Origin of the sequence: Enterobacter sp. Ap-867 (assembly GCF_011752855.1) — a bacterium.
Lineage (GTDB): Bacteria > Pseudomonadota > Gammaproteobacteria > Enterobacterales > Enterobacteriaceae > Cedecea.
In genome coordinates, this window is the sequence record NZ_VWWS01000002.1 from 375,409 (window position 1) to 397,376 (window position 21,968).

A 21,968-nucleotide genomic window follows, 5' to 3' on the forward strand; every position below is an offset into this window, starting at 1 on the left:
ACGATTGTGTCTTGGGTAAGCGCGTCAGGTGTTGTGTGTGTCGTATTAATGAAAAGCGAGTTATCGACTTTTCTGGCAACTATTGGAATTTTTATAAGGCAAACTAAAGCCGGCGCTCAATCTATCACCTTACTGAAAATCTGTCATTAAATGACACGTCAACCCTGGCTATTTCAGCCATAGGTCGCGCACGTTTTTACGCTGACAGTTGAGAAAATTTATCATATGATATTGGTTATCATTATCATGATGGGGCGTGAAAATGCTGCAACGACGACTCGAAAGTGGCTGGAGTGTAATGGTGGCGGGGCTTGCCGTGGCGCTGCTTGCCTGCCTGGATCTCAGTTTCAGTCAGTGGCGCGTGCTGGTGGTTATCGGGCTGCTTGCCACGGCATTGATGCTCTACCATAAAACGTTAAGACACTTTGTTTTACTGCCATCGTGCGTAGCATTTGCCAGCGGATTGCTGTTGATTGTGATGAATTTGGGATCGATGAGATAAACAAGCTGGGGGAGATAAAGAGGGTCACTTCATAAGAAGTGGTGCGAAGAGAGGGACTTGAACCCTCACGTCCGTAAGGACACTAACACCTGAAGCTAGCGCGTCTACCAATTCCGCCACCTTCGCACAGTTTTCAGATTTGCATCTGAAGAGTTTTGATATCGCCTTCGCATTGGTGCGAAGAGAGGGACTTGAACCCTCACGTCCGTAAGAACACTAACACCTGAAGCTAGCGCGTCTACCAATTCCGCCACCTTCGCGCAGTGCGAACGATATCTTTCGTGGTTGTGTTGGTGCGAAGAGAGGGACTTGAACCCTCACGTCCGTAAGAACACTAACACCTGAAGCTAGCGCGTCTACCAATTCCGCCACCTTCGCATACCTGTAATACCGAAGTATCACAACCACGGAGGCGCATTCTAGATGTTTTCTGAGCTTCGTCAACACTTAATTTGATGCCGCTTTTCCGACTGATGCAAAAAGCGGCACCTTAACGCGTTTAGCGCTTTTTACCCGCCCGGGTCAGCACGGCGCGGTAAACTTTGAAGCGGCCGGTTTGAGCAATAACTTCATGACTACCAAATACTTCGTCCAGCACGTTCGGGTAGGCAAGGAAGGCGTTCGCCACGATGCGCAATTCGCCACCCATATTCAGATGGCGAGCTGCACCGCGAATAAGCTGGTGCGCTGCATCGAGGCTGGTTTGCATCCCGTCGTGGAATGGCGGGTTGGAGATGATCATGTCGAAACGGCCGTTGATTTCCGAGTAGACGTTACTGGCGATCACTTCCCCTTCAAAGCCGTTAGCGGCAAGCGTTGCGCGGCTGGCGGCGACCGCCGGTGCGCTAACGTCGCTAAGCGTGAGGCGAACTTTTGGCGAGTGGCTGGCGAGAGTAATCGCCAGGACGCCCGCGCCGCAGCCAACATCCAGCACTTTGCCTTTGGTGTGCGGCGTCAGCGTGGAAAGCAGCAGTTTGCTGCCGGTATCCAGACCGTCGCGGCTAAAGACGCCCGGCAGGGTTTTCACGGTCATCCCTTCATGAGGGTATTCACCCCACCAGCTGTTTTCATCAAACGCAGGTTGCTGCTCAAGGCGGCCATGATACAGACCGCAGCGGCGCGCGCTGTCGATTTTTGTCAGCGGGCAAATTTCAGCCAGCATTTGCTCTGCGCTACGCACGCCAGAGCGGTTTTCGCCGACGACAAAAACATCGGTGCCAGCCGGCATCAGCGACAGAATATTCATCAGCTGGAACTGAGCTTCTGGCTTGTTTTTCGGCCAGTAGTAGATAAGCGTATTGCTGTCGGCAATGTCATCCGCACTGACCACCAGGCCATATTGTGCGTTCTCACCCATCTGCGCGCTTAATACCTGCCAGTGGTGGAATTGCTGGGTGTGGGCGCGGCTGGCGGCGGTGTCGAAACGCGCCGGCAGGTCGTCTTGCATGTCACCGGCAAACAACACACGGCTCTCGGTAAAATCATCGCTGTGGCGCAGCAGTACTTCACTCGCCGGGGTAAACGCACTCATCAAATAGCTCCTGGAAAATCAGAGCGTGGATTATAGAGCTTTAATGGCGTGGATTCGATGAATTTGCTATATTTGCCGCCCGAATTACGCTCTCAACAGGTTTCGCTATGACTTCCCCTTCCCGACGCGACTGGCAGTTACAGCAACTGGGTATTACCCAGTGGGTGCTGCGCCGTCCCACGGCTTTACAGGGCGAAATTGCGGTTTCTTTGCCCGCGGGCGTGCGTTTAGTGATGGTGGCTGAGACGCTACCAGCCTTGAGCGATCCGCTGGTGAAGGACATTTTACGCAGCATAGCGTTAAGCCCCGACCAAGTAATGCAACTGACGCCGGAGCGCGCGGCAATGATGCCGCCTGACAGCCGCTGCAATAGTTGGCGCCTGGGCGTTGAGCAGCCGCTGACGCTCAGCGGCGCGCAGCTTGCGTCCCCTGCGCTTGACGAGCTTTATCACAATGGCAACGCGCGACAGGCGCTGTGGCAACAGATTTGCGAACATGAACACGATTTCTTCCCTGACGCCGAATGATTTGGCGGACGCGTATGCCATTGAGCTGCGCAGTCATGCTTTTCCCTGGAGTGAAAAAACCTTTGCCAGCAATCAGGGCGAACGCTATTTCAATTTGCGGCTGGACGTTGACGGCAAACTTGCCGCTTTTGCGGTGACGCAGGTCATTCTCGATGAAGCCACGCTGTTCAACATTGCGGTTGATCCAGCGTATCAGCGGCAAGGGCTTGGGAAAGCGCTGCTTGAGCATCTTATTGCCGAGCTTGAAAAACGGGATGTCTTTACGCTGTGGCTGGAGGTGCGTGCCTCTAACGTTGCGGCGAGAACCTTGTACGAAAGCCTGGGCTTTAACGAAGCGACGGTGCGTCGCAATTATTATCCTGCAAAAGAAGGTCGGGAAGACGCGATCGTGATGGCGCTCCCCCTTGGTTAATTTTTAAAAGGTGTGTGGATGAACTGGGACTGGATTTTATTCGATGCGGACGAAACGCTGTTTACCTTTGACGCGTTCGGCGGTTTGCAGCGCATGTTTCTCGATTACAGCGTGACCTTTACCGCAGATGATTTCCAGGAGTACCAGGCGGTAAACAAGCCGCTGTGGGTCGACTACCAGAACGGGGCGATTACCGCGCTGCAGCTGCAGCTCAGGCGTTTTGAGGACTGGGCAGGGCGGCTGAATGTGCCGTCAGCAGAGCTGAACGATGCGTTTTTATCCGCCATGGCTGAAATTTGCGCCCCGCTGCCCGGTGCGATTTCTCTCCTGAATGCGCTGAAGGGCAAGGCTAAACTTGGCATTATTACCAACGGCTTTACCGCGCTGCAGCAGACTCGCCTCGAGCGCACCGGCCTGCGTGACTATTTCGACCTGCTGGTGATTTCCGAGCAGGTAGGGGTAGCCAAACCCGATCGCCGTATTTTCGACTATACCTTCGAGCAGATGAACCAGCCGCCGCGCGACCGCGTTTTGATGGTCGGCGACACGGCAGAATCTGACATTCTGGGCGGTATCAACGCCGGGATAGCAACCTGCTGGCTTAACGCCCACGGGCGCACCGCGCCGCAAGGGATTGAACCGACCTGGCAGGTCACCTCGCTAAGTGAACTGGAGCAACTGCTGTGTAAGCCATGATTGTTGATTGTTAAACCCGCAATGATGGGTAAAATAGCCGCCAAATAACGTTCACTCGCCGCGTGGCTCAAGGCCGCGCGCACTTACAGAAGATGTAATTATGACTTTGTCTCCTTATCTGCAAGAGGTGGCTAAACGCCGCACTTTTGCCATTATTTCTCACCCGGATGCCGGTAAAACGACCATCACCGAAAAGGTGCTGCTGTTCGGACAGGCTATCCAGACCGCCGGGACGGTAAAAGGCCGTGGCTCAAGCCAGCACGCCAAATCCGACTGGATGGAGATGGAAAAACAGCGTGGGATCTCGATCACCACCTCGGTGATGCAGTTCCCGTATCGCGACAGCCTGGTCAACCTGCTGGATACTCCGGGGCACGAAGACTTCTCCGAAGATACCTACCGTACCCTGACCGCGGTTGACTGCTGCCTGATGGTTATCGATGCCGCAAAAGGCGTAGAAGATCGTACCCGTAAGCTGATGGAAGTTACCCGTCTGCGCGATACGCCGATCATCACCTTCATGAACAAACTGGATCGTGACATTCGCGATCCAATGGAAGTGCTGGATGAAGTTGAGCGCGAGCTGAAGATTGGCTGCGCGCCAATCACCTGGCCAATCGGCTGCGGCAAGCTGTTCAAAGGGGTTTACCATCTTTATAAAGATGAAACCTACCTCTACCAGACCGGTAAAGGCCACACGATCCAGGAAGTGCGTATCGTGAAAGGGTTGAGCAACCCAGAACTCGACGCAGCCGTCGGGGAAGATCTTGCTCTGCAACTGCGTGAGGAGCTGGAGCTGGTGCAGGGGGCTTCCAACGAATTCGACCATGAACTGTTCCTGGCCGGTGAAATCACCCCGGTATTCTTCGGCACCGCGCTGGGCAACTTCGGCGTCGACCACATGCTGGATGGTCTGGTTGAGTGGGCGCCGGCTCCGATGCCGCGTAAAACCGACACGCGTCTGGTGGATGCGGCGGACGAGAAGTTCACCGGTTTTGTCTTTAAGATCCAGGCCAACATGGACCCGAAACACCGTGACCGCGTCGCCTTTATGCGCGTGGTGTCCGGTAAGTATGAAAAAGGCATGAAGCTGCGCCAGGTGCGTATCGGGAAAGACGTGATTATTTCTGACGCGCTGACCTTTATGGCCGGGGATCGTTCTCACGTGGAAGAAGCCTATCCGGGCGATATTATCGGCCTGCACAACCACGGCACGATTCAGATCGGCGACACCTTTACCCAGGGCGAAATGATGAAGTTCACCGGTATCCCGAACTTCGCCCCGGAACTGTTCCGCCGTATTCGCCTGCGCGATCCGCTTAAGCAGAAGCAGTTGCTTAAAGGCCTGGTGCAGCTGTCTGAAGAAGGCGCGGTACAGGTGTTCCGTCCTATTGCCAACAACGACCTTATTGTTGGTGCGGTTGGGGTTCTGCAGTTCGATGTGGTCGTTGCTCGCCTGAAAAGCGAGTACAACGTGGAAGCGATTTACGAATCGGTCAACGTGGCGACGGCGCGTTGGGTTGAAGGGAATGACGTTAAGAAGTTTGAAGAATTCAAACGTAAAAACGAAGTTCAGTTAGCGCTGGATGGCGGCGACAACCTGACCTATATTGCCCCAACGATGGTAAATCTGAACATTACCCAGGAACGTTACCCTGACGTGACCTTCCGTAAAACGCGCGAGCACTAATTATCAGCCAGAGCGCGGCGTTCGCCGCGCTCTTCACACTTTCCCTGTCTTTTTAATCCCTTGCAGAATCCTCTTAATTTCCCGCGAATCCTGCGTCATTGCTGATTTTTCCATCAACACGTCATGCACTTTTATGATTGTGATCTATATTTAACAAAGTGATGACAATTTTATTGGATGAAAGCTCCGGGAATTAATCATTTTCTGGTGTCTTGTTGGCGTTTCTCATGTCATCTCAATATTAATAGCTGATTTTTTTCAGCTTACGGGAAGCGAGAAAGCTCAAATGATGAGCAAACCTACAGGAATTAATCGATGACTACGACTAAGATTTCAAAAACTCTGCTGGCGGTTGTGTTGGGTTCTGTACTGGCAAGCACCAGCGCCTTTGCGGAAGACACTCTGCTTAATAAAACGGAATCTACCGCCGATAGTGCAGGGAAAAAAATCGATAGCTCCATGACGAAAGTCGGTAATTTCATGGACGACAGCGGCATCACAGCGAAAGTCAAAGCAGCCCTGGTTGACGATAAAAATATCAAAAGTACCGATATTTCGGTCAAAACCGACAATAAAGTGGTCACCCTGAGCGGTTTTGTTGAGAGCCAGGCTCAGGCCGAGCAGGCCGTCGCCACGGCGAAAAAAGTGGAAGGCGTAACCTCGGTGAGCGACAAACTTCACGTTCGCGATGTGAAAACACAGTCGGTGAAAGGCTATGCCGGTGATGCGGCCACGACCAGTGAGATCAAAGCGAAATTGTTGGCCGACAGCATTGTGCCGTCGCGCCATATCAAAGTAGAAACCACTGACGGCGTGGTTCAGCTGTCCGGCGAGGTGAAATCCGCCGCTCAGTCTGAGAAGGCTGAAAGTATTGCCAAAGCTGTTGAAGGCGTGAAAAGCGTTAAAAACGATCTGAAAGTGAAGTAAAGCAGCACCCGAAATGGCTTTCTGGACGCGTGCCGGGAAGCCATAAGCACCACCCTTACACATTATCGCCTGCGGGTTAGCCATTCGGCGCCCGTGAAGAAGCGATAAGATTCACTATGGTTAAGGAGAGTCTATGTTTCGTTGGGGCATTATTTTTCTGGTAATAGCGTTGATCGCTGCGGCCCTGGGCTTCGGTGGTCTGGCGGGTACCGCAGCAGGTGCTGCAAAAATTGTCTTTATCGTCGGGATCATTCTGTTCCTGGTCAGCCTGTTTATGGGGCGCAGACGTCCTTAGCAACGCTCATTGAGTAACATGCCGATACAAAAGAAAAGCCAGTCCTCGTGACTGGCTTTATAGTGTCGACAAACCGCTGTCGACAGAAAAGAACGACCAGACGGCTCGTTAAAAAAAACAGGAAAATCAATTCATTGATTTTCGGCTGCTCACCACAAAGAGGGAAAAACCACGCCTTTTCCCGCTTTGTCAGCAACCTTAAGCCAGTCCTCGTGACTGGCTTTCGCCGTTTTACTTAGCGCGCTATGGGTATAGGGTAGAAATTCACAACAACAGCAATTCAGGAAAGCAGGTGGGAAATCGTATACCCGTAACGCTCGGCAATATTGCGCCGCTGGCGACTAAACCTTTTCGTCCTGGAAAACTCGCTCTGATTTGTGAAGGGGGCGGGCAGCGCGGGATCTTTACGGCTGGGGTTCTGGACGAGTTTATGCGCGCGGAATTCAACCCTTTTGATCTGTTCCTTGGTACTTCTGCCGGGGCGCAGAATCTTTCCGCTTACGTTTGTAACCAGCCGGGATACGCGCGTCGCGTCATCACGCGCTTTACGACGACGAGGGATTTCTTCAATCCGCTCCGCTTTGCGCGCGGAGGGCATCTGATCGATCTCGACTGGCTGATTGAGTCGACCGCCGCCAGACTGCCGCTGTCGATGTCCAGTGCCGACCCGCTGTTTGAACAGGGAAAAGAGTTCTTTATGTGCGCCTGCCGCAGTGATGACTATGCGGCGAATTACTTTTCGCCGACCACGGATACCTGGCTAAATTTGCTGAAAGCCTCCAGCGCCATTCCCGGTTTTTACCGCTCAGGCGTGGATATTGACGGCGTCAGCTATCAGGACGGCGGCATCAGCGATGCGGTGCCGGTGCGGGAAGCGGTTAATCGCGGGGCAGATACGCTGGTGGTCATTCGCACCGTACCTTCACAGATGTACTACACGCCGCAGTGGTTCAAACATATGGAACGCTGGTTGGGCGACAGCAGCCTGCAGCCGCTGTTGAATCTGGTGCAGCACCACGAGGAAAGCTACCGTGAAATCCAAAGCTTCATTGAGAAGCCGCCTGGTAAACTGCGAATCTTTGAGATTTACCCCCCGAAAGCGCTATTAAGCAGCGCGCTCGGTAGCCGCCTGCCTTCATTGACGGCGGATTATCAAACGGGGCGCTTGTGCGGGCGCTATTTCCTGGCCACCATTGGCAAACTGCTGGTGGCTAAGCCGCCGTTAAGGCGTCATTTGCCGCGCATTAATACGCCCGGCCCGTTGGTCATTCCTCCTGCTGCGGCGGCAAACGAATCGCTGGTTAAGCCGATTAGCCCTGGCCTGCAGGCGAATGATGCGGCGTTTGATAATGAGGATCTTGCGTGAGTTTTACGTTCTACGACACCCATTGCCACTTTGATTTTCCCCCCTTCACCGGGGATGAAGAGCACAGCCTCGCCCTGGCCGCTGAGGCCGGGGTTCGTAAAATCATTGTGCCTGCAATAGAAGCGGGGCGTTTCAATCGCGTACTCGCTCTGGCGCAGAATTATCCGGCGCTTTATGCCGCCCTGGGTATGCATCCGATTGTGATTGAAAAGCATGATGATACGGGGCTGGCCGCGCTGGAGGATCTTTTGCGGCAAAGGCCGGAGAAGCTGATCGCCATCGGCGAGATTGGGCTGGATCTTTACCGCGAAGATCCGCAGCTAGACAGGCAGGAGTTTATCCTCAGCGAGCAGCTGAAGCTGGCAAAGCGTTACGATCTGCCGGTGCTGCTCCACTCCCGCCGTACCCACGATAAGCTGGCGCTGCACCTGAAGCGCCACAGCCTGCCCAGAACCGGCGTGGTGCATGGTTTTGCCGGCAGCTTACAGCAGGCGGAACGGTTTATTGCAATGGGCTATCGCATTGGCGTCGGTGGCACCATCACCTATCCGCGAGCCAGCAAAACCCGGGATGTGATGGCCCGTTTGCCGCTTTCATCGCTGTTGCTGGAAACCGATGCGCCGGATATGCCGCTGAATGGCTGGCAGGGGCAGCCCAACCGGCCGGAACGTGCCGCCAGGGTCTTCGATGCGCTGTGTGAATTACGCCCGGAGCCCGCAGAAATCATTGCTAACGCCTTGAAAAACAACGCAGACGAATTATTCGCCTTCTAATGAGTCGCCCTCAAAGTGTGATATTCATCACCTTGCTATGTAAATGTTTCTATACATTTCGCCCTACACGTGATTGCTCCGGCACTTTTCTCGCCCCTGTGGTTATAATCCGCGCGCTAAAAAGGGGCTGCTAAAGCCCGAATCTTTCCAGTTGATACACAGGGATACTGTATGCAAATACTCATGGGATTGATCGGCATGGTGGCATTGCTGCTGATCGCCGTTTTACTTTCCAGCAACCGCAAAGCGATCAACCTGCGCACCGTCATTGGCGCGTGGCTTATCCAGATCGGTATCGGGGCGCTGATCCTTTACGTTCCGGTCGGGCGTAAAGTCCTGCTCGCGATGTCTGAAGGGGTGGCTAATGTCATCGCCTACGGCAATTCAGGGATTTCTTTCCTGTTTGGCGGGCTGGTGTCTGACAAAATGTTTGAAGTCTTTGGCGGCGGCGGCTTTATCTTTGCGCTGCGCGTCCTGCCGATCATCGTCTTCTTCTCCTCGCTTATTGCCGTGCTTTACTACCTCGGCGTGATGCAGTTAGTGATCCGTATTCTCGGCGGCGGCCTGCGTAAGGTATTGAAAACCTCGCGCACTGAATCCTTGTCGGCGACGGCGAATATTTTCGTTGGCCAAACCGAAGCGCCGCTTGTGGTTCGCCCTTACATCTCGACCATGACTCGCTCTGAGCTGTTTGCCGTGATGTGCGGTGGTCTTGCCTCCGTGGCGGGCTCCGTGCTGGCGGGCTACGCGCAGATGGGCGTGCCGCTGGAATACCTGATTGCCGCATCCTTTATGGCCGCACCGGGCGGGCTGCTGTTTGCCAAGATAATGCTGCCTGAAACGGAAACCCCGAACGACACGCCGGAGCTGGAGTCGATGAAAAACGACCCAGATCGCCCGGCTAACGTGCTGGATGCGGCGGCCTCGGGCGCAGCCTCCGGGATGCAGCTGGCGCTGAACGTCGGGGCGATGCTGCTGGCGTTTGTGGCGCTGATTGCCCTGCTGAACGGGATGCTTTCCGGTATCGGCGGCTGGTTCAACTATCCGCAGCTTTCGCTGGAGCTGATGCTGGGCTGGGTGTTCTCCCCGGTAGCCTGGCTGATTGGCGTGCCGTGGAGCGAGGCGATGGTGGCCGGATCGTTTATCGGCCAGAAGCTGATCATCAACGAGTTCGTTGCTTACCTGAACTTCGGCGCTTACCTGAAGGATGATGCCGAAGTGGCTGCGGCGGGCCTGCAGGTGCTGTCCGGCCATACCAAAGCAATTATCTCCTTCGCGCTGTGCGGATTTGCTAACCTTTCTTCTATCGCCATTCTGATCGGTGGCCTGGGCAGCATGGCGCCAAACCGTCGGCACGATGTGGCTCAGCTGGGCATGAAGGCCGTGGCGGCGGGGACGCTATCTAACCTGATGAGCGCCACCATCGCCGGGCTTTTCCTGGCGCTGTAGCCTGTAATATAAATGTTATAATAATAACATTAAGCGTTAACCGATGGCTGGTGCCCTGCCAGCCATTTTCTTGTGTCCTGGCGCAATTTAGCGCGTTATTTTGTTCTTTTAATCACATATACTCTATGAAAGCTTGCAATTCACGCTTTGGCTTTTGTGAGGCGAGACACAAAATTGCATCGGTGGTGGGTGTTAGAATTCTAACATTGCAACCGGCAATGTGCGGTGAGAAGGATCTCAACGTGAGGGTGACTCAGGTGACCACTCTTCTTCAAGGAACCAAGTCCGCTCCAACGTGTTGAGTTTCCAGGCCGGAGACTTATTTCCCTTTTGTTGGAGAGCGTTATGACCGATTTAACCCAAAGCAGCCTGCGTGCGCTGAAACTGATGGATTTGACTACCCTGAACGACGATGACACTAACGAAAAAGTCATCGCTCTGTGCCATCAGGCAAAAACCCCAGTCGGCAACACCGCTGCGATTTGTATCTATCCGCGTTTCATCCCAATCGCCCGTAAAACCCTGAAAGAGCAGGGCACCCCGGACATCCGCATTGCGACCGTGACCAACTTCCCACACGGTAACGACGATATCGACATCGCGCTGGCAGAAACCCGCGCCGCTATCGCTTACGGTGCAGACGAAGTGGACGTGGTGTTCCCATACCGGGCGCTGATTGCCGGTAACGAGCAGGTAGGCTTCGACCTGGTGAAAGCGTGTAAAGACGCCTGCGCCAGCGCTAACGTACTGCTGAAAGTGATCATCGAAACCGGCGAGCTGAAGACCGAAGAGCTGATTCGCAAAGCGTCTACTATCGCGATTAAAGCCGGTGCCGACTTTATCAAAACCTCGACCGGTAAAGTGCCGGTTAACGCCACGCCGGAAAGCGCTCGCATCATGATGGAAGTGATCCGCGATATGGGCGTGGAAAAAACTGTAGGCTTCAAACCAGCCGGTGGCGTTCGCTCCGCTGAAGATGCTGCGCAGTTCCTGGCTATCGCGGACGATCTGTTCGGCGCCGACTGGGCCGACTCCCGTCATTACCGCTTAGGGGCGTCCAGCCTGTTAGCCAGCCTGCTGAAAGCGCTGGGCCATGGGGACGGTAAAAGCGCCAGCAGCTACTAATTACTCGTCATACTTCAAGCTGCAGGGGCGTTAGCTGCACTCCCTCACCGCAGTCACTTACTTCAGTAAGTTCCTGGGGATGAGCTCTTTTGCCTTCTGCCTGCGACTCGAATTATCCAGAGTAATCTTTAATTGCGGCGGGTTTTCCGCCGCTCTTTACCCGCATTTCCCAGGGGGTTGCCGTGTTTCTCGCACAAGAAATTATTCGTAAAAAACGTGATGGCCTGGTACTGAGCGACGAAGAGATTCGCTTCTTTATCAACGGTATTCGCGACAACACCGTCTCTGAAGGGCAAATTGCTGCTCTGGCGATGACCATTTTCTTCCACGACATGACAATGCCGGAAAGGGTGTCGCTGACAATGGCGATGCGGGATTCCGGCACCGTGCTGGACTGGAAAAGCCTTAACCTCAACGGCCCGATTGTGGATAAACATTCCACCGGCGGCGTGGGGGATGTCACTTCGCTGATGCTTGGCCCAATGGTGGCGGCCTGCGGTGGCTATGTGCCGATGATTTCAGGCCGTGGCCTGGGGCACACCGGCGGGACGCTGGACAAGCTCGAGGCGATTCCGGGCTTCGATATCTTCCCGGACGATAACCGCTTCCGCGACATTATTAAGGACGTCGGCGTGGCCATCATCGGCCAGACCAGCTCGCTGGCACCGGCGGACAAACGTTTTTATGCCACCCGCGACATTACCGCGACGGTGGATTCTATCCCGCTTATCACCGCTTCCATTCTGGCGAAAAAACTGGCCGAAGGGCTGGACGCGCTGGTGATGGACGTGAAAGTAGGCAGCGGCGCATTTATGCCGACTTACGAGCTGTCAGCCCAGTTGGCAGAGGCTATCGTTGGCGTTTCCAACGGCGCAGGCGTGAAGACCACCGCGCTGCTGACGGACATGAACCAGGTGCTGGCTTCCAGCGCGGGTAACGCCGTGGAAGTCCGTGAAGCGGTACAGTTCCTCACGGGGGAATACCGCAACCCGCGTCTGTTCGATGTGACAATGGCGCTGTGCGTGGAAATGCTGATTTCCGGCAAGCTTGCCAAAGACGAAATTGAAGCACGCGCGAAGCTTCAGGCGGTGCTGGACAACGGCAAAGCAGCCGAAGTGTTTGGCCGCATGGTTGCTGCGCAGAAAGGCCCGAGTGACTTCGTTGAAAATTATGCGAAGTACCTGCCGACGGCAATGCTGAGCAAGGCAGTATATGCCGAAGCGTCCGGGTTTGTTTCGGCGATGGACACTCGCGCGCTGGGCATGGCGGTGGTGTCGATGGGCGGCGGTCGCCGTCAGGCTTCCGACACCATTGATTACAACGTCGGTTTTACCGACATGGCGCGTCTGGGAGAATCTATCGACGGCGAACGTCCGCTGGCGGTGATCCACGCCAAAGACGAAGCCAGCTGGCAGGAGGCCGCGAAGGCGGTGAAAGCGGCAATCAGCATTGACGAAAAAGCACCGCAGGAAACACCAACGGTCTATCGCCGAATCACCGAATAACGGTATACTGATCTGATCCCTATTTTATAGAGCACAAGGTACGGAGAATAATATGAAACGTGCGTTTATCATGGTGCTGGACTCGTTCGGCATCGGTGCTACCGAAGACGCAGAGCGCTTCGGAGATGTCGGCTCTGATACCCTCGGTCACATCGCGGAGGCTTGCGCTAAAGGCGAAGCTGACAAAGGCCGTAAAGGCCCCCTGAACCTGCCTAACTTGACTCGTCTTGGGCTGGTAAAAGCTCATGAAGGCTCCACCGGCAAAGTGGCAGCAGGCATGGACGGTAACGCAGAAGTTATCGGCGCTTACGGCTGGGCACACGAGCTTTCTTCTGGCAAAGACACCCCGTCTGGCCACTGGGAAATCGCCGGCGTGCCGGTTCTGTTTGACTGGGGCTATTTCAGCGACCACGACAACAGCTTCCCGCAGGAGCTGCTGGACAAACTGGTCAAGCGTGCCAACCTGCCGGGCTACCTCGGCAACTGCCACTCTTCCGGGACCGTGATCCTGGACGAGCTGGGTGAAGAGCACATGAAAACCGGGAAACCGATTTTCTATACCTCCGCTGACTCCGTGTTCCAGATTGCCTGCCACGAAGAAACCTACGGCCTGGATAAGCTTTATGAGCTGTGTGAAATCGCGCGCGAAGAGCTGACCGAAGGCGGCTACAACATTGGCCGCGTTATCGCGCGTCCGTTTGTTGGCGATAAAGCGGGTAACTTCCAGCGTACCGGCAACCGTCACGACTTAGCGGTCGAGCCACCTGCCGCCACCGTGCTGCAGAAGCTGGTTGATGAGAAGCAGGGCCAGGTTGTTTCCGTGGGTAAAATTGCGGACATCTACGCCAACTGCGGCATCACTAAAAAAGTGAAGGCAACCGGTCTGGATGCGCTGTTCGACGCCACCATCAAAGAGATGAAAGAAGCCGGCGACGACACCATCGTGTTCACCAACTTCGTCGACTTTGACTCCTCCTGGGGCCACCGTCGCGACGTAGCCGGCTACGCGGGCGGCCTTGAGCTGTTCGACCGTCGCCTGCCAGAGCTGATGGCGCTGCTGAAAGAGGACGATATTCTGATCCTTACCGCGGACCACGGCTGTGACCCAACCTGGCAGGGTACCGACCATACTCGCGAGCACATTCCGGTGCTGATCTACGGCCCGAAAGTGAAAGCCGGTTCTCTTGGCCACCGCGAAACCTTCGCGGATATCGGCCAGACGGTAGCGAAGTACTTCGGTCTTTCCGACATGGACTACGGCAAAAACATGCTGTGATCCCTTTGGGCGGGCGGTTGCCCGCCTGATTGCTAACTTTTAAAATCAAGGAATACACAATGGCTACGCCACACATTAACGCAGAAATGGGCGATTTCGCTGACGTAGTACTGATGCCGGGTGACCCGCTGCGCGCCAAGCACATCGCGGAAACCTTCCTGGAAGACGTGCGTGAAGTGAACAACGTGCGCGGCATGCTCGGATTCACCGGGACTTACAAAGGCCGTAAGATCTCCGTTATGGGCCATGGTATGGGCATCCCATCCTGCTCCATCTACGCGAAAGAGCTAATCACCGACTTCGGCGTGAAGAAAATCATTCGCGTGGGTTCCTGCGGCGCGGTTCGTGCAGACGTTAAGCTACGCGACGTGGTGATCGGTATGGGCGCGTGTACTGACTCTAAAGTTAACCGCCTGCGCTTCAAGGATCACGACTTCGCGGCTATCGCGGACTTCGATATGGTTCGTAACGCGGTTGATGCGGCAAAAGCGCTGGGCGTTGACGCTCGCGTGGGCAACATCTTCTCTGCCGACCTGTTCTACACGCCGGATCCGTCCATGTTCGACGTGATGGAAAAATACGGCATTCTGGGTGTGGAAATGGAAGCGGCCGGGATCTACGGCGTAGCGGCTGAGTTCGGTGCAAAAGCGCTGACCATCTGCACCGTGTCTGACCACATCCGTACTCACGAGCAGACCACCGCCGCTGAGCGTCAGACTACCTTCAACGACATGATCAAAATTGCTCTGGAATCCGTCCTGCTGGGCGACAAAGAGTAAGTTTTTTTCTCGTTTAAAGGGCGCCTTAGGGCGCCTTTTTTATGCCATTTATCTATTCATTTTATTTCTTATTTTGGGTTAATCCTCTTTACCTATCTGGCATTCAAGACTATAAATCAATTCAAGTATCTATTCATTAATCTATTCACATGAGCGAACTAGCGGACCTTCTTCTTACCGGGCCTCTTCCAGCCAGAACGCTGGCCCAACGGCTGGGTATCAGCCAGGCGACTTTCTCTCGCCGGGTAGCGCTTGAGCCTGACGTTATCAAATTCGGTTCAGCTCGTGCGACGCTGTACGGATTAAAACACCCGGTAAGGCAGCACCGCGAATTTCAGCTCTGGCAGATTGACGACGTCGGTAAAGCGTGGGTATTTGGTGTGCTTTATCCCGTGTGGCCGAAAGGCAGTTGCCTCGTTGTGCATCACAACGGCGACAGCCGCTGGTTTGACGGGTTGCCCTGGTACCTGACCGATCTCCGGCCTCAGGGGTTTTTGGGGCGGGCCTGGGGGCGTGAGTTAGCTAAAGACAGCGATTTGCCGGAAGATATTCGGCTATGGCGAGAAGAGGATGTGCTCCTGGCGCTCTCTGTGCAGCGGCAGGAAAATCTGGGTGGCTGGCTGGTGGGCGAAGAGAGTTATCGCCTGTGGACAGAGAAAGACGTTCCCGAAGCCATTCCTCATAATGAACGCCTGAAGGTTTACGCTGAGCTTGCTCACAGGGCGATAGACGGTGAAATTGTCGGCTCATCCGCCGGAGGCGAGCAGCTTAAATTCACCTGCTACAGTGAAACGCTTCGCGGGCCACGACATGCTCTTGTGAAGTTCACCCCGGCTATGCGGAACGATAACCAGCGTCGATGGGCGGATCTACTGGCCGCTGAGGCCAGTGCTTTAACGCTGCTAAATGATGTAGGGATTGCTGCCGCACGGTGTGATCTACTTTCGACGGTTAGCGGGCAGGTCTTTCTCGAAGTTGAGCGCTTTGACTGCGTGGGCGTTTTCGGGCGGCGCAGTATTGTCTCTCTTGAAAGCGTGCAAAGTGAATATGCGGCGGGCGTGCTTAGCTGGCCTAAAGCCGTGATGCGTCTAAAAGAAGAGGGGATGGTTGAGGCCGCCACGCTTCGGCAGGTGCAGCGCATTTGGGCATTTGGCCGACTGATTGGTAACAGCGATATGCATGCCGGGAACCTCTCTTTCTTTCTCTCTGACCGTCCGCTTGAGCTCACACCGGTCTACGATATGCTGCCTATGGCCTGGGCTCCCGGCAGTTCAGGCAATATGCGAACAGGCTGCATTGAGATTAATATTGATGCCGACGTCCCCGGCGAAGTGTGGCTCGAGATGCAGCCTTGGGCGCAGCGCTACTGGCAGGAGCTTAGCCTGAATGTGATGCTGAGCGAGCCATTCCGGCAAATTGCGGCGGGAATGGCTGAGCAAGTCGAGCGGTTAAGCGAGCGGCTTCGGCGGCTCGCTTAACGAACCGCCTGAGCAATCCAGGCTGAAAGTTCTCTCAGTTCGGCTTCCTGTTCCGGGAAGCTGTAAATCAGCGTTTCGCACTCCTGCTGCAGCAAAATACTGCGGTACAGGCAGCCTTTTAACCGGGTGGCCAGCGCTTCAAGCGGGGCAGGGTTCAGGCTATCGGTGAACACCTGGGCGCGGGTGATATGCCCTTTTTCGACGTCAAAATGTAGCTCAACGCCCCCCCAGGTAAAGCGGTTGTCCAGCAGGTGCGTAAAGGCCGGAGCCTGGCCAAAATTCCACTCCCAGCTGCTCTGGCGGGCAAAAGTCTCGGCAAACCCTGGCAGATTGGGGAGCGCTTCCGGGGAGATATGCTCGGCTTCCACACGCTCGCCGTAGTGGGCGAAAAACGCAGCCGTAATCGCGTCGGCTATCTGCTCGTGGGTCAGGCCTGGCTTGATGTCGCTGAGGTTGGCGACCCGGCTTCTTACGGATGTAATGCCTTTGGCCTGGAGCTTTTTCGGATCGGGATTGAGGTAGTTTGCCAGGCGGCTCAGATCGGCATTCAGCAGCAAAGTGCCGTGATGAAACCCACGATCCAGAGTTTCCCGGTAGGCGGAACCTGAAATCTTGCGCGTACCTTCGGCGGTTTCGACCTCAAGGTCGTTGCGCCCGGATGCGGTGGCTTCCAGCCCAAGGCTCGCCAGGGCGTTCAGTACGATAGCCGTGGAAATACTCTTGTCGTATTCGGGTTTGCCGGCCATAAAAGTGAAGCAGGTGTTGCCCAGGTCGTGGAACACCGCGCCACCGCCGCTGCTGCGCCTTGCCAGCCGAACGTTATCTTGTTCCATGCGCCCGGTATTGCACTCTTTCCAGGGGTTCTGGGCGCGGCCAATCACCACCGTATCTGCATTACGCCATAGAAACAGAACCCGCTGAGTGGCGGGCATCTGCCGAAAAATAGTCTCTTCAACGGCCAGGTTAAACCACGGGTCGTAAGAGTCAGAGATTAGCAAACGCAAAGTCGACATAACAAAGATCCTTTTCCCAGAAGAATGGCGTCATCTTAGCATGACGCTATCTCGGCGAATTTACTGAGGGAGCTTTACTTAGGCTCGTCTTCCTCTTTTACTTTCGTATTGGCGGTAAGCAGGAACGGTGATTGCTGCCAGCGGGTGCGCTTGCCGTGCAGCAGCGTGCGGGTCAGCACAATACCGATCGCGACGGCGAGCAGCAGCATCAGGCGCAGAATATTGGTGGTGTTGTCCACTTGCTTAGCTTCGGTGGCAAGCGTGTGGGTATCCAGGGTAATGCGCAGGTAGCCGATAGGCCCGCTTTTATCGGTGATAGGTTCGACGATTTGCTGGTTGAAGTAGCTGCCAGCTTTTTGGCCGTCCAGCGCCAGGCGATCGCGAACCTCAATGTTTTCCCCCGCGCGCGCAATTTGGTCACCTTCGCTGTCGTACACGGCGGCATCCAGAATACGGCTATCCTTAGTCAAAAGGTTAAGCACGGTGGAGATGCGTTTTTCATCCGGATTCTCAGTTTTCATGACGGGAACCAGATTAAACGCGACCTGACGGGAGAGGGTACGGGCCAGCTCTTCTAACTGAACGTTTCGCGCCTGCTGGCTGCCCCGGCTGAACCAGGACGCGCCCTGCATTAGCGCCACCAAAAGTGCGAGGCAGGACAGCACAATCACTGCGCGGTGGAGCCGAAATTTAAATTTTACCCGAACCATGATGCACCTTTGGAAAATTGCTTACTTTAATGTTGCCAGAAGCAAGGCGGACAAGGTAGCCTCATGCGTTGTTTTTACCCGGATACCCTGCATTCTTCAAAGGGCAGAAGCTCAGGCTTTACGCCAGCGCGAGGAGAAAAATCCCTTGCCATCAGCCCGCAATCCGACTGCAAAAGGGTATGTTTACTTGATTCTGGAGCCGCAATGCCAAACAGTTTGACCTGGTGCGATTTGCCTAACGATGTTTCACTTTGGCCTGGGTTGCCGCTTTCCCTGAGCGGCGACGAAGTGATGCCGCTGGACTACCGCGCTGGCCGCAGTGGCTGGCTCCTGTACGGGCGTAATCTGGACAAGCAGTGTCTGACCAAATACCAGCGCAAGCTGGGGGCGGCGATGGTGATTGTGACCGCCTGGTGCGTGGAAGATTATCAGGTTATTCGCCTGGCCGGCTCTTTAACGCCGCGCGCGACCAAGCTTGCGCATGAAGCCGGGCTGGACGTGGCGCCGCTGGGCAAAATACCACATTTGAAAACGCCTGGTCTGCTGGTCATGGACATGGACTCCACCGCCATTCAGATCGAGTGTATCGACGAGATCGCCAAACTGGCGGGAACGGGTGAAATGGTGGCTGAAGTCACCGAACGCGCAATGCGCGGCGAGCTGGACTTTACCGCCAGCCTTCGCCAGCGTGTGGCGACCCTGAAGGGCGCGGATGCTAATATTTTACGCCAGGTTCGCGACGAGCTACCGCTGATGCCGGGGCTAAAATCTCTGGTACAAAATCTCGATACGCTGGGTTGGAAAGTGGCGATTGCCTCTGGCGGGTTTACCTTCTTCGCCGAATACCTGCGCGACACATTAAACCTGACGGCGGTGGTCGCCAACGAACTTGAAATTTGCGACGGCAAGCTGACCGGCGAAGTGCTGGGGCAGATTGTGGACGCGAAGTTCAAAGCGGTCACTTTGAAGCGCCTGGCCGAAAAATATGAAATCCCCGCCGCGCAAACCGTTGCGATTGGCGACGGGGCCAATGATTTACCGATGATCCACGCCGCAGGCCTGGGGATTGCCTATCACGCTAAGCCGAAGGTGAACGAGAAGAGCGAAGTCAGTATCCGTCATGCGGATCTGATGGGCGTGTTCTGCATCCTTTCCGGCAGCCTGATTCAGGAAGAACGTTAACAAGAGGTATAAAGGTGGCGAAAGCTCCAAAACGCGCATTTGTTTGTAACGAGTGTGGTGCGGATTACCCACGCTGGCAGGGGCAGTGCAGCGCCTGTCACGCGTGGAATACCATTACCGAAGTGCGCATCGCCGCTTCTCCGCAGGTTGCCCGCAACGAGCGCCTCTCCGGCTATGCCGGGAGCGCGGGCGTCAGCCGCGTACAAAAGCTTTCGGACATCAGCCTGGAAGAACTGCCGCGCTTTTCCACCGGTTTTAAAGAATTTGACCGGGTGCTGGGCGGCGGCGTAGTGCCGGGCAGCGCCATTCTGATCGGCGGTAACCCCGGCGCAGGGAAGTCAACGCTGCTGCTGCAAACGCTCTGCAAGCTGAGCGAGCAAATGAAAACCCTGTACGTCACTGGCGAAGAGTCGCTTCAGCAGGTGGCGATGCGCGCGCATCGGTTAGGCCTGCCGACGCAAAACCTCAATATGCTGTCGGAAACCAGCATCGAACAGATCTGTATGATCGCTGAGGAAGAGCAGCCGAAGCTGATGGTGATCGACTCGATCCAGGTCATGCACATGGCGGACGTGCAGTCTTCGCCGGGCAGCGTGGCCCAGGTGCGTGAAACTGCGGCCTACCTGACGCGTTTTGCGAAGACGAAAGGCGTGGCGATCGTGATGGTCGGGCATGTCACGAAAGACGGTTCTCTTGCGGGGCCAAAAGTCCTCGAACACTGTATCGACTGTTCAGTCATGCTAGATGGCGACGCCGATTCCCGCTTCCGTACCCTGCGCAGCCATAAAAACCGCTTTGGGGCGGTGAACGAGCTGGGCGTGTTCGCGATGACCGAGCAGGGGCTGCGTGAAGTCAGCAACCCGTCGGCCATTTTCCTTAGCCGGGGCGATGAAGTGACGCCGGGCAGTTCGGTGATGGTGGTTTGGGAAGGAACTCGTCCGCTGCTGGTTGAGATTCAGGCGCTGGTGGATCAGTCGATGATGTCCAACCCTCGCCGCGTGGCCGTTGGCCTGGAGCAAAACCGCCTGGCGATTCTGCTGGCCGTACTCCACCGTCACGGCGGCCTGCAAATGGCCGATCAGGACGTGTTTGTGAACGTGGTGGGCGGCGTAAAGGTTACCGAAACCAGCGCCGACCTGGCGCTGCTGCTGGCGATGGTTTCCAGCCTGCGCGACAGAGCCTTGCCGCAGGATTTAGTCGTATTTGGGGAAGTCGGGCTGGCGGGTGAAATCCGCCCGGTACCCAGCGGCCAGGAGCGTATTTCCGAAGCGGCGAAACACGGCTTTAAGCGCGCAATTGTGCCCCAGGCCAACGTACCGAAAAAAATTCCTGAAGGGATGCAGGTCTTCGGCGTGAAAAAACTTGCTGATGCGCTTTCTGTATTCGACGACTTATAATTGAGTAACTTGCGGGAACCGTTCCCGCTTCGGCAGGAGGCAGCGCGTGTCGTCATTCGACTATATTAAAACGGCTATTCGTCAGCAGGGCTGTACTTTACAGCAGGTGGCGGATGCCAGCGGCATGACTAAAGGCTACCTGAGCCAGTTACTGAACGCGAAAATCAAAAGCCCCAGCGCGCAAAAACTGGAGGCGTTGCACCGCTTCCTTGGGCTGGAATTCCCGCGTCGCGAAAAGAAAGTCGGCGTGGTGTTCGGTAAGTTTTATCCGCTACATACCGGGCATATCTACTTGATCCAGCGCGCCTGTAGCCAGGTGGACGAGCTGCATATCATCATGGGCTATGATGAGCCCCGCGACCGCGCGCTGTTTGACGATAGCGCGATGTCCCAGCAGCCAACCACCGGTGACCGCCTGCGCTGGCTGCTGCAAACTTTTAAATATCAGAAGAATATCCGCATTCACTCCTTTAACGAGGAGGGGATGGAGCCTTATCCCCACGGCTGGGACGTCTGGAGCCGGGGGATTAAAGCGTTTATGGACAGCAAAGGTATTTCGCCAGACCGGATCTATACCTCGGAAGAAGGGGACGCCGCGAAGTTTACCGAACACCTCGGGATCGAAACGGTGGTGGTCGATCCAAAGCGAACCTTTATGAACATCAGCGGCACACAAATCCGTGAAAACCCGTTCCGCTACTGGGAATACATTCCTACTGAAGTAAAACCGTTCTTTGTGCGCACGGTGGCGATACTTGGCGGCGAGTCGAGCGGGAAGTCGTGGATGGTGAACAAGCTTGCCAACATCTTCAATACCACCAGCGCCTGGGAATACGGGCGGGATTACGTTTTCTCGCACCTGGGCGGTGACGAAATGGCGCTGCAATATTCCGACTACGACAAAATTGCCATCGGCCATGCGCAGTACGTCGATTTTGCGGTGAAGTACGCCAATAAAGTGGCGTTTATCGACACCGACTTTGTGACCACTCAGGCCTTCTGCAAGAAGTATGAAGGCCGCGAGCACCCGTTTGTACAGGCGCTGATCGACGAGTACCGCTTTGATCTGGTTATCCTGCTGGAAAATAATACGCCGTGGGTGGCTGACGGTTTACGCAGCCTCGGCAGCGATGTGGACAGAAAATCGTTCCAGAACCTGCTGGTGGAGATGCTCAAAGAGAACAACATCGAGTTTATTCACGTCGAAGAGTCCGACTATGACTCGCGCTTCCTGCGCTGCGTGGATCTGGTGAAAGAGATGATGGGCGAGCAGCGGTAAAGCGTACGCTGGCCCTCACTCTAACCCTCTCCCAGAGGGAGAGGGAATAAACACTA

General features: G+C 55.3%; 21 protein-coding genes and 3 tRNA genes. 18 read left to right on the top strand and 6 right to left on the bottom strand.

What is annotated here, in order from left to right; translation table 11 throughout:
* Positions 1-262: 262 nt before the first annotated feature.
* Positions 263-502: a DUF1435 domain-containing protein gene (locus tag F3J26_RS09360; RefSeq protein ID WP_008460074.1), complete on the top strand. Its 240-nt coding sequence runs from the start codon at positions 263-265 to the stop codon at positions 500-502.
* Positions 503-541: 39 nt separating this feature from the next.
* On the opposite strand, the gene F3J26_RS09365 is transcribed toward F3J26_RS09360, so the two are convergent.
* The 4 genes from F3J26_RS09365 to rsmC all read right to left on the bottom strand — a co-directional run bounded on the left by F3J26_RS09365 (position 542) and on the right by rsmC (position 2,033).
* Positions 542-628 (bottom strand) — tRNA-Leu (locus F3J26_RS09365).
* A 47-nt stretch (positions 629-675) separates the two neighbouring features.
* Positions 676-762: transfer RNA gene (locus tag F3J26_RS09370), tRNA-Leu, on the bottom strand.
* A gap of 31 nt (positions 763-793) precedes the next feature.
* Positions 794-880, bottom strand: a tRNA-Leu gene (locus F3J26_RS09375).
* Between the two features lie 121 nt (positions 881-1,001).
* Positions 1,002-2,033, bottom strand: a complete 1,032-nt coding sequence (rsmC, locus tag F3J26_RS09380) for a 16S rRNA (guanine(1207)-N(2))-methyltransferase RsmC (RefSeq protein WP_166993455.1) — start codon at positions 2,031-2,033, stop codon at positions 1,002-1,004.
* A 107-nt stretch (positions 2,034-2,140) separates the two neighbouring features.
* On the opposite strand from rsmC, the gene F3J26_RS09385 reads away from it, so the two are divergent.
* The 14 genes from F3J26_RS09385 to yjjJ all read left to right on the top strand — a co-directional run bounded on the left by F3J26_RS09385 (position 2,141) and on the right by yjjJ (position 16,331).
* Entirely contained in the window at positions 2,141-2,560 is a 420-nt protein-coding gene (locus F3J26_RS09385) for a DNA polymerase III subunit psi (RefSeq protein ID WP_008460076.1), read from the top strand.
* Positions 2,529-2,972 (top strand): ribosomal protein S18-alanine N-acetyltransferase, encoded by a 444-nt coding sequence (gene rimI / locus F3J26_RS09390; protein ID WP_008460078.1) that lies wholly within the window; start codon positions 2,529-2,531, stop codon positions 2,970-2,972. The genes F3J26_RS09385 and rimI overlap by 32 nt, the downstream gene beginning before the upstream one ends.
* An 18-nt stretch (positions 2,973-2,990) precedes the next feature.
* Complete coding sequence (gene yjjG / locus F3J26_RS09395) at positions 2,991-3,668, top strand: pyrimidine 5'-nucleotidase (RefSeq protein WP_166993457.1); 678 nt, start codon at positions 2,991-2,993, stop codon at positions 3,666-3,668.
* 100 nt (positions 3,669-3,768) lie between these two features.
* A complete protein-coding gene (gene prfC / locus F3J26_RS09400) occupies positions 3,769-5,358 on the top strand; it encodes a peptide chain release factor 3 (RefSeq protein ID WP_008460083.1) in 1,590 nt (529 codons plus the stop codon).
* Positions 5,359-5,673: 315 nt separating this feature from the next.
* The gene (gene osmY, locus F3J26_RS09405) at positions 5,674-6,285 is read left to right on the top strand and encodes a molecular chaperone OsmY (RefSeq protein ID WP_008460085.1); all 612 of its coding nucleotides are present in this window, start codon (positions 5,674-5,676) and stop codon (positions 6,283-6,285) included.
* A 133-nt stretch (positions 6,286-6,418) separates the two neighbouring features.
* A complete protein-coding gene (locus tag F3J26_RS09410) occupies positions 6,419-6,580 on the top strand; it encodes a DUF1328 domain-containing protein (protein ID WP_007373037.1) in 162 nt (53 codons plus the stop codon).
* Positions 6,581-6,872: 292 nt separating this feature from the next.
* Positions 6,873-7,946, top strand: coding sequence for a patatin-like phospholipase family protein (locus F3J26_RS09415; RefSeq protein WP_166993459.1), 1,074 nt, complete (start codon positions 6,873-6,875; stop codon positions 7,944-7,946).
* Positions 7,943-8,719: a TatD family hydrolase gene (locus F3J26_RS09420; protein ID WP_166993461.1), complete on the top strand. Its 777-nt coding sequence runs from the start codon at positions 7,943-7,945 to the stop codon at positions 8,717-8,719. The genes F3J26_RS09415 and F3J26_RS09420 overlap by 4 nt, the downstream gene beginning before the upstream one ends.
* Positions 8,720-8,890: 171 nt before the next feature.
* On the top strand, positions 8,891-10,168 hold the full coding sequence (locus F3J26_RS09425; protein ID WP_008460091.1) for a NupC/NupG family nucleoside CNT transporter: 1,278 nt from the start codon (positions 8,891-8,893) through the stop codon (positions 10,166-10,168).
* 345 nt (positions 10,169-10,513) lie between these two features.
* Positions 10,514-11,293, top strand: a complete 780-nt coding sequence (deoC, locus tag F3J26_RS09430) for a deoxyribose-phosphate aldolase (RefSeq protein WP_166993463.1) — start codon at positions 10,514-10,516, stop codon at positions 11,291-11,293.
* A gap of 182 nt (positions 11,294-11,475) precedes the next feature.
* Complete coding sequence (gene deoA, locus F3J26_RS09435) at positions 11,476-12,798, top strand: thymidine phosphorylase (RefSeq protein ID WP_166993465.1); 1,323 nt, start codon at positions 11,476-11,478, stop codon at positions 12,796-12,798.
* 52 nt (positions 12,799-12,850) lie between these two features.
* Positions 12,851-14,074 carry a phosphopentomutase gene (deoB, locus tag F3J26_RS09440; RefSeq protein WP_008460097.1) on the top strand — a complete coding sequence of 408 codons (1,224 nt, stop codon included), beginning with the start codon at positions 12,851-12,853 and terminating at the stop codon, positions 14,072-14,074.
* A gap of 59 nt (positions 14,075-14,133) precedes the next feature.
* Positions 14,134-14,853 (top strand): purine-nucleoside phosphorylase, encoded by a 720-nt coding sequence (gene deoD, locus F3J26_RS09445; protein WP_008460099.1) that lies wholly within the window; start codon positions 14,134-14,136, stop codon positions 14,851-14,853.
* A 149-nt stretch (positions 14,854-15,002) separates the two neighbouring features.
* Positions 15,003-16,331, top strand: coding sequence for a type II toxin-antitoxin system HipA family toxin YjjJ (gene yjjJ, locus F3J26_RS09450; protein ID WP_166993467.1), 1,329 nt, complete (start codon positions 15,003-15,005; stop codon positions 16,329-16,331).
* Here the strand turns inward: yjjJ and lplA are convergent.
* The gene (gene lplA, locus F3J26_RS09455; protein WP_166993469.1) at positions 16,328-17,344 is read right to left on the bottom strand and encodes a lipoate--protein ligase; all 1,017 of its coding nucleotides are present in this window, start codon (positions 17,342-17,344) and stop codon (positions 16,328-16,330) included. The two genes, yjjJ and lplA, sit on opposite strands and share 4 nt — an antisense overlap.
* Positions 17,345-17,418: 74 nt before the next feature.
* Complete coding sequence (locus F3J26_RS09460; protein ID WP_166993471.1) at positions 17,419-18,054, bottom strand: YtjB family periplasmic protein; 636 nt, start codon at positions 18,052-18,054, stop codon at positions 17,419-17,421.
* Between the two features lie 204 nt (positions 18,055-18,258).
* Here F3J26_RS09460 and serB point away from each other — a divergent pair, with 204 nt between their 5' ends.
* From serB to nadR, 3 genes are read left to right on the top strand one after another with little or no spacing between them, the layout of a single operon-like run.
* Positions 18,259-19,236, top strand: coding sequence for a phosphoserine phosphatase (gene serB, locus F3J26_RS09465; protein WP_166876931.1), 978 nt, complete (start codon positions 18,259-18,261; stop codon positions 19,234-19,236).
* A gap of 14 nt (positions 19,237-19,250) precedes the next feature.
* Positions 19,251-20,633: a DNA repair protein RadA gene (gene radA / locus F3J26_RS09470; RefSeq protein ID WP_008460107.1), complete on the top strand. Its 1,383-nt coding sequence runs from the start codon at positions 19,251-19,253 to the stop codon at positions 20,631-20,633.
* A 46-nt stretch (positions 20,634-20,679) separates the two neighbouring features.
* Entirely contained in the window at positions 20,680-21,912 is a 1,233-nt protein-coding gene (nadR, locus tag F3J26_RS09475; RefSeq protein WP_008460108.1) for a multifunctional transcriptional regulator/nicotinamide-nucleotide adenylyltransferase/ribosylnicotinamide kinase NadR, read from the top strand.
* The last annotated feature ends 56 nt before the right edge of the window (positions 21,913-21,968 follow it).